This is a genomic window from Bacteroidota bacterium, assembly GCA_034723125.1.
Classification (GTDB): domain Bacteria; phylum Bacteroidota; class Bacteroidia; order CAILMK01; family JAAYUY01; genus JAYEOP01.
Map to the genome: position 1 here is coordinate 1 of JAYEOP010000288.1, position 12,096 is coordinate 12,096.

The 12,096-nt window shown below is 29.5% G+C and carries 14 protein-coding genes; 6 read left to right on the forward strand and 8 right to left on the reverse strand.

From position 1 onward, the window contains the following. Nucleotides 1-442 (reverse strand): hypothetical protein (locus U9R42_07870; protein MEA3495936.1); only part of this gene is annotated, 442 nt, incomplete at its 3' end. Nucleotides 443-527: 85 nt separating this feature from the next. On the opposite strand from U9R42_07870, the gene U9R42_07875 reads away from it, so the two are divergent. From U9R42_07875 to U9R42_07895, 5 genes are all read left to right on the forward strand, one after another. Continuing rightward, nucleotides 528-731 carry a tRNA pseudouridine synthase A gene (locus U9R42_07875; protein ID MEA3495937.1) on the forward strand — a complete coding sequence of 68 codons (204 nt, stop codon included), beginning with the start codon at nucleotides 528-530 and terminating at the stop codon, nucleotides 729-731. A gap of 235 nt (nucleotides 732-966) precedes the next feature. Then, a complete protein-coding gene (locus tag U9R42_07880; protein MEA3495938.1) occupies nucleotides 967-1,743 on the forward strand; it encodes a rhomboid family intramembrane serine protease in 777 nt (258 codons plus the stop codon). Nucleotides 1,744-1,750: 7 nt separating this feature from the next. Then, on the forward strand, nucleotides 1,751-3,121 hold the full coding sequence (locus tag U9R42_07885; protein ID MEA3495939.1) for a sigma-54 dependent transcriptional regulator: 1,371 nt from the start codon (nucleotides 1,751-1,753) through the stop codon (nucleotides 3,119-3,121). A gap of 3 nt (nucleotides 3,122-3,124) precedes the next feature. Continuing rightward, a complete protein-coding gene (locus U9R42_07890) occupies nucleotides 3,125-3,820 on the forward strand; it encodes a TIGR00730 family Rossman fold protein (protein MEA3495940.1) in 696 nt (231 codons plus the stop codon). A 475-nt stretch (nucleotides 3,821-4,295) separates the two neighbouring features. Continuing rightward, nucleotides 4,296-4,841 (forward strand): ORF6N domain-containing protein, encoded by a 546-nt coding sequence (locus U9R42_07895; GenBank protein ID MEA3495941.1) that lies wholly within the window; start codon nucleotides 4,296-4,298, stop codon nucleotides 4,839-4,841. 325 nt (nucleotides 4,842-5,166) lie between these two features. Here the strand turns inward: U9R42_07895 and U9R42_07900 are convergent, their stop codons facing one another. Genes U9R42_07900 through rpmH form a run of 7 tightly spaced genes read right to left on the reverse strand, consistent with a single transcriptional unit; the run spans nucleotide 5,167 to nucleotide 9,988 of the window. Further along, nucleotides 5,167-5,805: a rhodanese-like domain-containing protein gene (locus U9R42_07900; GenBank protein ID MEA3495942.1), complete on the reverse strand. Its 639-nt coding sequence runs from the start codon at nucleotides 5,803-5,805 to the stop codon at nucleotides 5,167-5,169. Nucleotides 5,806-5,818: 13 nt separating this feature from the next. Further along, nucleotides 5,819-6,523 carry a tRNA (adenosine(37)-N6)-threonylcarbamoyltransferase complex dimerization subunit type 1 TsaB gene (tsaB, locus tag U9R42_07905; GenBank protein ID MEA3495943.1) on the reverse strand — a complete coding sequence of 235 codons (705 nt, stop codon included), beginning with the start codon at nucleotides 6,521-6,523 and terminating at the stop codon, nucleotides 5,819-5,821. Continuing rightward, the gene (locus U9R42_07910; GenBank protein MEA3495944.1) at nucleotides 6,523-7,338 is read right to left on the reverse strand and encodes a sulfite exporter TauE/SafE family protein; all 816 of its coding nucleotides are present in this window, start codon (nucleotides 7,336-7,338) and stop codon (nucleotides 6,523-6,525) included. Before U9R42_07910 ends, tsaB begins: the two co-directional genes overlap by 1 nt. Nucleotides 7,339-7,374: 36 nt before the next feature. Next, nucleotides 7,375-9,081 (reverse strand): S41 family peptidase, encoded by a 1,707-nt coding sequence (locus U9R42_07915; GenBank protein MEA3495945.1) that lies wholly within the window; start codon nucleotides 9,079-9,081, stop codon nucleotides 7,375-7,377. 43 nt (nucleotides 9,082-9,124) lie between these two features. After that, on the reverse strand, nucleotides 9,125-9,382 hold the full coding sequence (gene yidD / locus U9R42_07920) for a membrane protein insertion efficiency factor YidD (GenBank protein MEA3495946.1): 258 nt from the start codon (nucleotides 9,380-9,382) through the stop codon (nucleotides 9,125-9,127). Between the two features lie 22 nt (nucleotides 9,383-9,404). Further along, nucleotides 9,405-9,797 (reverse strand): ribonuclease P protein component, encoded by a 393-nt coding sequence (locus tag U9R42_07925; protein ID MEA3495947.1) that lies wholly within the window; start codon nucleotides 9,795-9,797, stop codon nucleotides 9,405-9,407. Between the two features lie 32 nt (nucleotides 9,798-9,829). Further along, nucleotides 9,830-9,988, reverse strand: a complete 159-nt coding sequence (rpmH, locus tag U9R42_07930; protein ID MEA3495948.1) for a 50S ribosomal protein L34 — start codon at nucleotides 9,986-9,988, stop codon at nucleotides 9,830-9,832. 319 nt (nucleotides 9,989-10,307) lie between these two features. Between rpmH and U9R42_07935 the strand changes: the two genes are divergently transcribed. Then, nucleotides 10,308-12,044: a hypothetical protein gene (locus U9R42_07935; GenBank protein MEA3495949.1), complete on the forward strand. Its 1,737-nt coding sequence runs from the start codon at nucleotides 10,308-10,310 to the stop codon at nucleotides 12,042-12,044. Nucleotides 12,045-12,096 lie beyond the last annotated feature (52 nt).

Here is a 12,096-nt window from a genome sequence, read left to right on the forward strand (position 1 = left end):
AGCTGTTCCATATTTCATATAACTCTGTTAGCCTATTTCCGTTAGCATCGTAAGTATAAGTATAACGCCTGACATTCTCCCAAGCATTTGTAGAGCTGTTCCAATCCTCGGTTAATTCAATTTCAACTTGCCCTTGGCTTGTGTATATACGAGAATACCTTTCATATAGTTTATCGTTCTCATTGTAGGTTATTATTGTATCCCAATTGTAAGAAAGCGTTTTGGTAGAATTAAGCATCCTTTCCATATCTGAGATAGGAACTCGATTTTTTAATCTACCTGTAAAATGATTTTCGTGGCTTTCATTTTTTGAATGAAACTGATTTCCATAAACATCATTTTTACTACCGGGGAGTTCAATCCCTACTAAATTTTGTGCATTTGCATTAAATACAAACAATAACAGCATCAATACTGTTATAAAAAAACAATTCTTTTTCATAATTAAATAATTTTAGTGTGAATATTTGAGTACCAAAAATACAAAAATTTTTTGAAATACAAATTTTTTTTTAAGATAAAAATACATGACAGTACATGACAGTGTATATGATAAATTACTTTGGCTACTTAGCAAGTTCAATAAAGAAGAAGTTGAGATAGTCTCAGATGATTCTGGTTTTATTGCTACTCAGAAATACTTACAAAAGGAAATAGAGGAAATTAAATCAGGAGAGGCTGTTTTTTATTCTCAGGAAGAATTGGATAAAAGATTGGATAAGGAAATCTGATAATATGAAGATAGTATATAAAGAATCTTTTATTAATCGGCTTAAGAATCAATTAGAATATATAATGACACAATTGAGGTTTTTGGTTTAGTATAAGCCTTTAATTCCAGCTATTTATGATGTTTTTTTTGAAATAAATTTTGTTCGGTTTAACAACTCAAATACGCAAATTTTCCTCAAAATTTCGTTTCAAGATTTCTTTGTACTTTTGCAGGCTTTTAAAATAAGAATAATTATGAGTCAGATTAGACCACAAGGTTTTAGAATTTTGCCTCCGGTAGTAAAAAATTTATTAATAATAAATGGAATATTTTTTCTTGCAACAATTGCATTAGGAAAATATGACTATGACCTCGCTGATATTTTGGGACTTCATTATTTTGGATCAGAAAAATTTAAACCATATCAGCTTATAACCTATATGTTTATGCATGGTGGTTTTTCTCATATTTTCTTTAATATGTTTGCATTATGGATGTTTGGTAATGCTATTGAAAATATTTGGGGAGCTAAGCGATTTTTAATTTATTATTTGATAACAGGTTTTGGTGCTGCACTTTTGCATTACGGAATTTTTTATCTTGAAAACAGAGCTTTAATTGAAGCATTTAACAATTATATTGCAAATCCTTATGTTGAAGAAACCCAAAGAAATTTGGTAGCTTTGATAAATCCGATTTTAAATCATCCTGTTTCAGTTGATGAGTTAAATATTGAATTTGTAGAAAGAATAAAAATGAGTTTTTTAAATCAACCTGTTGTTATTGGTGCTTCAGGGGCAGTATTTGGGATTTTGCTTGCTTTTGGAATGATGTTTCCAAATAGTCTGCTTTATTTATATTTCGCTATTCCTATTAAGGCAAAATATTTTGTAATTTTTTATGGCTTAGCTGAATTATGGTTTGGAGTTTCTAATATGGGTAGTGGAAATATTGCACATTTTGCTCATGTGGGAGGAATGATATTTGGATTTTTACTTTTAAAATATTGGAACATAAAAAGATTGAATTAATATAAAAATGAATAAAAATAAAGCTGAGATACTAATAGTTGATGACGAGAATGATATAAGAGAGAGTTTAAAAGACATTCTTGAAGATGAAGGATACAAAACCGATGAAGCTTCAGATGGGGAAATAGCTCTTGAGATGATAAAAAAGAAAAAGTATGACCTTGTACTTTGTGATATAAAAATGCCAAAAATGGATGGGATTGAAGTTCTTGAAAAATCAATGGAATTTAATCCTGAGGTAACTTTTATTATGATTTCCGGTCATGGGAATATTGAGATTGCTGTTGAAGCAACAAAAAAAGGTGCTTATGCTTTTATCTCAAAACCACCTGATTTAAATCAGCTTCTTTTACAAATACGAAATGCAATTGACAAAACCGAACTTGTTAAAGAAACCAAAGTTTTAAAAAGAAAAATTAGCAAGACAAGGGATATGATTGGCGAATCGGAGGCTATATCAAAAATAAAAGATACTATTGATAAAGTTGCAGGTACAGGAGCAAGAGTTTTAATTACAGGAGGAAACGGTACGGGTAAAGAGTTGGTTGCAAGGTGGATTCACGAAAAAGGTAATAGGTCGGATAAGAGTTTTGTTGAGGTTAATTGTGCAGCTATTCCTACAGAGCTTATTGAAAGTGAATTATTCGGACACGAAAAAGGTTCTTTTACTTCTGCTCATAAAAAGAGAATTGGAAAATTTGAACTTGCTACGGATGGAACATTATTTCTTGATGAAATTGGAGACATGAGTCTTTCTGCACAATCAAAAGTGCTGAGGGCATTGCAGGAAAAAGTAATTACCAGAGTTGGTGGTGAAAAAGCTATCAACGTTGAACCAAGAGTAATTGCTGCAACAAATAAAGACCTTTTAAAAGAAATTGAAAAAGGCAATTTTAGGGAAGACCTTTATCATCGTTTAAGTGTGATTGTTATTCGTGTGCCATCGCTTAATGAGAGAGATGAGGATATTGAATTATTATCAAAAAGGTTTTTAAATGAAATATCTCAGGAACATGGGATGGTTGATAAAAAATTAACAAAAGATGCATTTGGAAAACTGAAAGAAATTCATTGGACAGGAAATGTAAGGGAATTGCATAATGCTATTGAAAGGATGGCAATAATGTGTAAAAAAGAAATAACAGGAGATGATGTGATACACTATGCTCAGCCAATTCCAAAATTAGATGTTTCTAAAAGATTAGATGTTACTCAATTTAAAAGCTTAGATGAATTTAAGCAACAGGCAGAAATGATTTTTCTTGAAAAGAAATTGAATTTGTATGATTGGGATTATGCTAAAGTTGCAAAAGAAATAGGATTGGATGAAGATGAAATACCAAAGTTGATAAAAAAATGTGGAATAGTAAAAAAATAAGAAATGAAAACAACAAACGGATATAAAGAAAAAACATGGTCGGAAGTAAAAGCTGATTCATCATGGTCATTATTTCGAATAATGGGTGAATTTAGTCAAGGTTATGAAAAACTAAATAAAATAGGACCTTGTGTTTCAATTTATGGTTCTGCTAGAACAAAGCCTGATAATAAATATTATAAATATGCTGTTGAAATAGCAGAAAAACTTACCCAAAGAGGATATGGAATTATTACAGGTGGAGGTCCCGGAATTATGGAAGCTGCAAACAAAGGAGCTAAACTTGGAAAAGGAAGCTCTGTTGGTTTGAATATAAATTTACCTCATGAGCAAGATTGGAATGATTTTATTGATAGAGATAAACTAATTAATTTTGATTATTTTTTTGTTCGCAAAGTGATGTTTGTAAAGTATGCTCAGGGTTTTGTTGTAATGCCCGGTGGATTTGGTACATTGGATGAATTTTTTGAAGCGATAACATTAATTCAAACAAACAAGATAAATTATTTTCCTGTAGTATTATTTGGCAACCATTATTGGAAAGGTTTAATTGACTGGATGAAAACCACTATGCTTGAGGAGGAAACAAATATTTCAAAAGAAGACTTTGATATTTTTAAAATAGCGGATAGCGTGGATGATACTGTACAATACATTGAAGATTTTTACAAAACATCAAGGTATGAACCTAACTTTTAATACCGATTTTCACTTTTTTAATAAGCCATAATTTATTCCGAAATATTGAATATAGTGTCAACCTTATTTATGAATAGACAAATAACGAATATTGAACAAGGAATTATGAATAATGAAATTTGTTGACCACAAAAATTGCTCAGCGTCATCTTTTTACTTCAAAATTCTTTATTCCTTGTTTCGCAACCGCTAAAGCTACAGCGAACGTGGTCAATATTCATTATTAATAAATACTACACAATTAAAATTTAAAAACTCCATCAAAAAAATTACAAACGCTTTTAGATAAACGAATAACTAAATAGCCGAATAAACAATTCCTTCATTGATTATTTTTTCTTTGTAGAATACAAACAGGATTAGAAGAGTTGAAAAATGCAATTAATAAACATCATCCATTACAATAAATTGGAGGTTGCAATTTGCAACCTCCAATTTTAATGATTAGTTTTGTTGAATTAAAATAATGGAAAATATGAGAACAGAAATAACAATTCCGGAAGAAATAATAATGAGTAAAATCTATCTTATTAGAGGTCAAAAAGTAATGTTAGATAGAGACTTATCCGAATTATACGAAGTTGATACGAAAGTATTAAAACAAGCTGTTCGCAGGAATATTGAACGCTTTCCTGAAGATTTTATGTTTGAAATGACAAAAGATGAATTAGAACTTTGGAGGTCACAGTTTGTGACCTCCAAGTCTGACATGAAAGGTTTACGTTATGCTCCTTTTTGCTTTACAAATATTGGTATTCCTCAATTATCAACGGTTTTAAAAAGTAAAAAAGCTATTATGATAAATCTTCAGATTATGCGAGTATTTAATAAAATGTATGAAATGATGCTTGCACATAAAGATTTATTTATAAAGCTTGATGAAATAGAACGAAAAATATCAATGCACGATGATAATATCATGTTAATTTTTGAATACATAAAGCAATTTGAAGAAAGTAAGAAACAAGAATTAGAACAAAAAAACAGAAAGCAAATAGGATTTAAAACATCTGAAGAATAAATTCAATCAAATATTTCGCAAGCAATTATGAATAATGAAATTTGCTGACCACAAAAATTGCTCAGCGTCATCTTTTTACTTCAAAATTCTTTATTCCTTGTTTCGCAACCGCTAAAGCTACTGCCTAAGCGAAAGGGTTTTCATTCCGAAATTTCGGAATCATATACTTCTTCAAAACTTTTTACATTATCCCGATTTGTATCAATTTTTTTCATTGTCTATAAAAAACTCTGAAAATCTTAATGCCTGTCTGCCGACATAGGCAGGCGAATGTATCTATAGCCCCCCCCTTTAATACTTCAATGCACTAAAGGATGGTTTCTTATTATTTATTAGAGCTAATCATTTCTGATAATTTTTTGTTTTTTAGTATTCCATTAAATCCATTTGATACATGATAAATATTATGTTTGCCTGCTCTTTTGAGATATGATATGAGTGCTAAAGACAAACTACCGTTATGACAATAAATACAATTAGTAACCTCATCTTCAATATTTTGATAATTATTAATTAAAAATTTTGTATCAATATTTTGTGAGCCTTCAATTTGGCTTTTTTCATAAATATTCTTTGGTCTTATGTCAATTAAAAATAATTTTCCGTGTTTTTTTTCTAAATATAGCTCTTCAGGATTTATTGAAATAACTATATCAATTTGTAATTTATTTTTTCTCCAACTTTCAAATCCACCTTTTAGGTAACCTTTAATATTTGTAAATCCAAAATTTCGTAAGTCAATTATTGCTTTTTCTTCTTGTCCTTTTGAAGCAATTATTAATAATGCTTGATCTTTAAGAAGAAAATGTTTAGAGATTGCTTTGAAACCTCGTTTGAGTTCAATGTTTATCGATTTTGGTATAAATCCTAAAGCAAAATCTTCATTCTTTCGTGTATCCAGAATTAACAAATTTTCTTTTTGATAATCTTTGAAATTTTCTAATGTTAATGAATATTTAGACATAATATTTTAGAATTTATTTGTTTAAAAATTTCTTGAGCTTCAAACTTTTCTTAACTTTAAAATCTTTTAGGTAAAAAGGTTCAAATGTATTTAAATCCTCAAATGTTTTATTTATATATTTTTTTAACGCAATTGGAAAAATATTTTTTGCATCAGCAAAAATATTCTTTTTAAAAACAACATTTTTTTCATTTTCAAAAATCTCAACCCATTTATCAATGTCATTACCAATAAAAATAAGTTTTGATTTTGAATAAAATTTTTCTAAAGTACTACTTTCTAAAACCCCTACTTTTGTTTCTATTAATTCGTTGAGTTCATTATCAAATACAGAATAGTAAACCTCATTATTTCTGGCATCAGCTAAAGAACAAAACAAATTGTCTTTTGCTTTTTCTGAATCCTTTAGTCCGTAATAAAATGAATGTAAAGTGTTAACGGAAATCAGTGGGATGTCAAGTCCATAACAAATTCCTTTTGCTACAGCTATGCCTATTCTTAAACCTGTAAAAGAGCCGGGACCTTTGCTTACAGCAATTGCATCAAGTTGATTAAAAGGAACATTGGCATTCGTAAGAATTTCTTTGATAAAAATTGTTAATTTTTCGGAGTGTACATTCCTATCATTCACACTTTTGTTTTCAACAATTTTATCGTTAATTGATAAGGCAATTGAGCAAATATCCGTTGATGTTTCTATGTGTAAAAGTTTTGTCATTATTGATTAAAAATTAACAATCTTACGATAACGATAAGTAGAACTATTGCAAAAATAAGCTTAATATATCTGTCTGCAATTTTTTTTGAAAGCATTACTCCAATTGGAGAAGAAATTATTACTCCTGCTATAATAGGAAGAATTACTGATGGCACGATAAATCCTATTGAATCCACAGTAGCATTTTGGGGATTTGTATTTGCGAAAGCATAAAATAAGCTTACGCTTAAAGCAAAAAACGGCATTGCTCCGAGAGAAATTGATGTTACTTTTTTTATTTTTAATTTCATGATTCCGGATAGTAGAGGCACCATAGCTACGCCTCCGCCAAGTCCGCTCATAGCGAGGAAAATGCCTGCAACGAATCCACTTATGGAGAATTTGCTTAAAGGGAGTTGCTCTTTTTCAATCTTTTCTTTTTTATTAAAATTGAACATTCTTAGAGCTAAGATAATTAATGTTAAAACAAAAAAAATAGCAAATTTTTCTTTTGAATACCAGTCAAAATTTATTATCAAGTATGATAAAAATAAAGAGGAAATGATTCCCGGAATGGCTGTAAATAAAACTTCTTTTAAATAGAAATTGTTGTTTTTGTACTGTTTAATACTGCCTGCAATTCCTGCAAAAAATACTGCAAAAGCAGAATTGGAAACTAAGTACTTTACAATGTCATCTGATTGAATATCTTTTAAAAATATTGAAAGGATGAAAACATAAACAACACCACCTCCAATTCCAAGTAATCCGGCAAGAATGCCACCGGTACAACCGGCAAAAAAAAGAATTACAATATCAAAAAAATGTGTTTGCAAACTTATTGGGGGATTTTGGATTTTAGTTATTAAATTTTATTTTTCAGGATTAAGAATGCTGTTGTATTTGTCAAGATCGGAAAATAGTTTTAATGCTTCAGCAATTTTTTTATCTGTTTCTAGTCTGTTAATAATTTTTCCTTCTTGGAAGTAATATCTGCCTACAATCTCGTTTTCAACAAGGGCTTTTATCCTATTTTTATAATGATTTAGTTCATCACTTTTATGTTCTTCAAGTTTTTCAATTATTAATTCATATTCATTAGATATTAAATCAAAGTACTTTTCCTTTTTTGCATTTTTTTTCAATTTCTTCAAAGATTTTTCTGTGGAGGTTTTATATTTTATTTCTTTGTCTTTTGCAAAGTCAACAAATTCCTGATACTCCTTTTCAGACAATGTGAAATTTTTAGGTAAGTCAATAGAATCATGTGAATGCCTGTATTTTGTAGCAAAATCAAATATTACTCTTTCTATAATTAGTGTTTTAATTATTTCGGGATATTTTTCACTTTCAACTTCAATGTCCGGAGATATTCCTTTTGCATCAATTACAGCTCTTCCGTTTCTTGTTTGATATTTTGTTACAAGTGAATCGGGAACTTTTTTAGCTTTACCTTTTTCATCTTTATGCGAATAATCCAGTTCTTGAATACACCTTCCGCTTGGTATGTAATATTTTGCTGTAGTAACTTTAAGATGAGTGTTGTAGCTTAATGATCTTTGGGTTTGTACAAGTCCTTTCCCGAAACTTCTTTCTCCAATAATTATTGCTCTGTCAAGGTCTTGCAATGAGCCTGCAACAATTTCGCTGGCAGAAGCAGAACGCCCGTTAATAAGAACAACAAGAGGAATGTCTTTTGATACGGGTGCGTTGTGTGTTTTGTAGGTTTTGTTCCATGCATCAACTTTTCCTTTTGTGCTTACTATCAACTCTCCTTTGTCAACAAACAATGCTGCAATTCTTACAGATTCAATAAGTAAGCCTCCGGGGTTTCCTCTCAAATCAAGAATCAAACCTGACATTTGCTTGTTTTCTTTTAACAGTTTATTAAATGCATTTTTTACATCTGCTCCTGCATCTCTTTTAAAACCAGCTAATGAAATGTAGCCTACATTATTTGATAGCATTCCCGAATAGGGGACATTCTCAATTTTTATTTTTTCTCTTGTAAGAATTTTTATTATTTCTTTTTCAAGGAAGGGTCTTTTTATTAAAACATTTACTTCTGTTCCCGGTTGTCCTTTTAGTAATTCACTTATTTCGTCATTGCTAAGTCCTTTTGCATCTTTTCCGTCAATTTCAAGAATTATGTCTCCTGCCAAAATACCTGCTTTGGATGCAGGAAATCCTTTGTATGGTTCAGAAAAAATAACATAATCTCCGGTGTTGCTAATCATTGAGCCAATTCCACCGTAACTGCCTGTGGTTAAAAAACGAAAATCTTCAGCATCTGATTCTGAGTAATAAACTGTGTAAGGGTCAAGGGATTTTAGCATTGCTTTGATAGAAGCTTTTACAAGTGCCGAAGGATCAATTCCATCGACATAATAAGTGTTTAATTCCTTTAAAAGGGAAACATAAATATCAAGGTTTTTAGATATTTCAAAATGATTTGATGTAGCATTGGAAATGGAACTACTACTTTCTGATGATGGTGTGTTTATTTTTTCCTGACTAAAAGTTATTGCACTAAAACTTAGGAAAATTGATATCAGGATTAATGTTTTGAAAAATCTCATTTTATATAGTATTAATTAAGTTGCAAATATCATTATTTTATTGCTAATCATTATTTACAATCTTAGATTTTTTCTTGTTAAAGCGAACTTCTTTCCAGTGAAACTCTTTTGGAACAGGGTCTTTGCCACTGCCTCCCCAAGGATTACAAGATAAAATTCGTACAACGGCTAATATTAAACCGTAAAAAGCTCCGTGTTTTTTAACAGCTTCAACAGAATAGCTTGAACAACTTGGCTGATAACGACAGGATGTAGGTAATAGCGGTGATATCAAGTATTGATAAATCTTGAATATCAAAATAAAAAGCCATTTAAAAACAAAATTAAAGGGCTTTAATAAATTTACTAAGAATCTTTTCAAAACTATTTTCTATTTTACTATAAGGCAATTTCTCATTACCTATATAAATCAACGAAATAGCGATCTTTTTATTTGTAGCAAAAAGCTTTTTATAAATTACATCTTTATTCAACCGATAAATTTCACGTAATTGACGTTTAATTCTGTTTCTGTCAACAGCTCTTTTGCTAAACTTTTTTTTTACACTGATAAGAATTTGTGCAGGGTATTCTGTTTTTAATTCAACTTCTTTCCAAGCTAAAATTAAAGGGTAATTATAAATTTTTATTGTACTTGAATCAGAATACAATTGCTCAATAAAAATTTTATTGCAAAGTTTTTCAGCTTTTTTGAAAGTATTCTTAAAGACAAGCATTTATAATTTTTGCTTACAAGAGAAATGTTAAACTATTGTTTATGTTTGCGTTCGCTCGAAACAGACATTTTTTTTCTTCCTTTAGCTCTTCTTCTTTTCAATATGTTTCTTCCACCCACACTCTGCATTCTTTTTTTGAATCCGTGTTTATTTCTTCTTTTCCTTTTCGATGGTTGATATGTCCTTTTCATTTCTTATTATCATTTTTTTTAGCTCTGCAAATGTATGAATTAATTTTTGTTAATAAATATGTTTAAGCTAAAGAATTTTTATTTTATGAAACAAAAAAAAATAGAGTACAATTGTTTTAGTTTTATTTTAGAAAAATATAACTTAAGGCACTGATAAACAGATAGTAGTTGTTAAACCCGTAATTAGTTAATTTCAAAAGTTAATCCCATATTATTTAGAAAAAGCAATTTATTTTTTTTAAAACTATCATAATTAAAAAATTAATTATAAATTTGAGACAAAATTATTCTTATTGATTAAACCTTAAAAAAGAAAGTTATGAATAAATATGTAGTATTTTTATTGAGTTTTTCCTTCATTTTACTTTTTAATGTAAATGCTCAAGAGCAATTAGAGCATAAAGCACGCACTTATATAGCACCTGATGGGAAATTATATATCCAAAGGTATTTGCCAATTTATTTAAGATTAGCAACATCTGCGGATGAAAATGCAGAAACAATTTTGTTGAAAAGTAAAATTTCAGAAAAATATACAAACCCGATGTATCTTGATAATGAAGGAGTTCATTATATTCGTCATGATTGGGCTGTTGACCAAAGTTCTAAGAAAATGGTTTATCCTCAACGTGAAGTAAAATTTGAAATTTATGGAGATGGTTTAGCACCAATAACACGCTCTGTATTTTCCCCCGCTCCAAAACATGTGAAAGGTGGAATTATTTATTACGGTAAAGGTCTTACTGTTAATCTTCCTTCTAGAGATGCTGTTTCCGGTGTTGAAAAAACATACTTTTCTATTGATGCTGCCTCTTATTCAGAGTATTCATCTACTTTAGCAATGGATAAAGAGAAGGAATATATTCTAAAATACTATGCTGCTGATAACGTAGGAAATGCTGAAAAACCTTCAACAAGAAAATATACTGTTGACCTTACTTCTCCTACATCAAAACATTCTGTAAGTCAACCAAAATTAGATGATATTATTTCACCAAAAGCAAAAATTACTTTATCATTTTCAGATGCACTTTCAGGTGTGAGAAAAACAAATTATTATTTTGATAACAGAAGTCATTTGAATTATTATCGTCCAATTTCTCTTTATAGCCTTTCAGATGGTAATCATACACTTACATATTTTTCAACTGATAATGTAAAGAATGTTGAGAATAAAATTGTTTATAAATTCTATCTTGACAAAATACCTCCTGTAGTATCTTATAAAATAGTTGGTGACCAGTTTTTTGGAAATTGTAAATATATTTCATCACGTACAACTTTAGATTTATCTGCAACTGATAATAAAGCAGGCGTTGACAAAGTATTTTATTCAATTGACGGTACTGGTAAAAATACATATTCATCACCATTTAAAGTGCCTACAAGAGATGGAAAACATGTTATTGCATATTGGGGAGTTGATAAAGTTACAAATCTTGCAAATAAAAAATATGTTACTGTTTGTATGGATAACACAAAACCTTCAACAAGTATAAGATATGGAAATCCACAGTTCTTTACACGTGATACATTATTTATAAATAAGCTTACACCTATTACTTTAACTCCAAGAGATTATGGTGCAGGTATTGCAAAAACAGAGTATAGTGTCAATGATGGAGGAAACAAAACTTATTCTGCTGCATTTAAAATTCCTGAAGAAGGTGATAAAACTATCAAATTCTTCTCTACCGATAAAGTTAATAACGTAGAAGATGCAAAAACAAGCAAATGTTTTGTTGATAATACACCTCCTGTAATTTATGTGCATTTTAGTATTGAGCCTATTGATAAAAAAGACGGATTGAATGTTTATCCTAACTATACAAGATTATTTGTTGGAGCTACTGATGTTCACGTAGGTACAGAAAAAATTCAACATTCTATCAATGGTGGATCATGGAAATTATATTCATCACCACGCACACTTGATATGTCAGAAGTAAAACATTTCCTAAAAACTAAAAAGAAATATGTTGTAAAAATTAAAGCTAAAGATAAGCTTGGAAATGAAAGCGAAAAAACTATTGAGTTTTACGTAAGTACAAAATAATCAAAAATTAAATAATTATTACAAAAGGCGGTCTTAAGATCGCCTTTTTTTT

Bases quoted from the DNA above. Each gene is read 5' to 3' on its own strand.
- U9R42_07875 (MEA3495937.1), top strand. From the start codon at position 528: ATGACAGTACATGACAGTGTATATGATAAATTACTTTGGCTACTTAGC.
- U9R42_07880 (MEA3495938.1), top strand. From the start codon at position 967: ATGAGTCAGATTAGACCACAAGGTTTTAGAATTTTGCCTCCGGTAGTA.
- U9R42_07885 (MEA3495939.1), top strand. From the start codon at position 1,751: ATGAATAAAAATAAAGCTGAGATACTAATAGTTGATGACGAGAATGAT.
- U9R42_07890 (MEA3495940.1), top strand. From the start codon at position 3,125: ATGAAAACAACAAACGGATATAAAGAAAAAACATGGTCGGAAGTAAAA.
- U9R42_07895 (MEA3495941.1), top strand. From the start codon at position 4,296: ATGAGAACAGAAATAACAATTCCGGAAGAAATAATAATGAGTAAAATC.
- U9R42_07900 (MEA3495942.1), bottom strand. From the start codon at position 5,805: ATGTCTAAATATTCATTAACATTAGAAAATTTCAAAGATTATCAAAAA.
- tsaB (MEA3495943.1), bottom strand. From the start codon at position 6,523: ATGACAAAACTTTTACACATAGAAACATCAACGGATATTTGCTCAATT.
- U9R42_07915 (MEA3495945.1), bottom strand. From the start codon at position 9,081: ATGAGATTTTTCAAAACATTAATCCTGATATCAATTTTCCTAAGTTTT.
- U9R42_07925 (MEA3495947.1), bottom strand. From the start codon at position 9,797: ATGCTTGTCTTTAAGAATACTTTCAAAAAAGCTGAAAAACTTTGCAAT.
- rpmH (MEA3495948.1), bottom strand. From the start codon at position 9,988: ATGAAAAGGACATATCAACCATCGAAAAGGAAAAGAAGAAATAAACAC.
- U9R42_07935 (MEA3495949.1), top strand. From the start codon at position 10,308: ATGAATAAATATGTAGTATTTTTATTGAGTTTTTCCTTCATTTTACTT.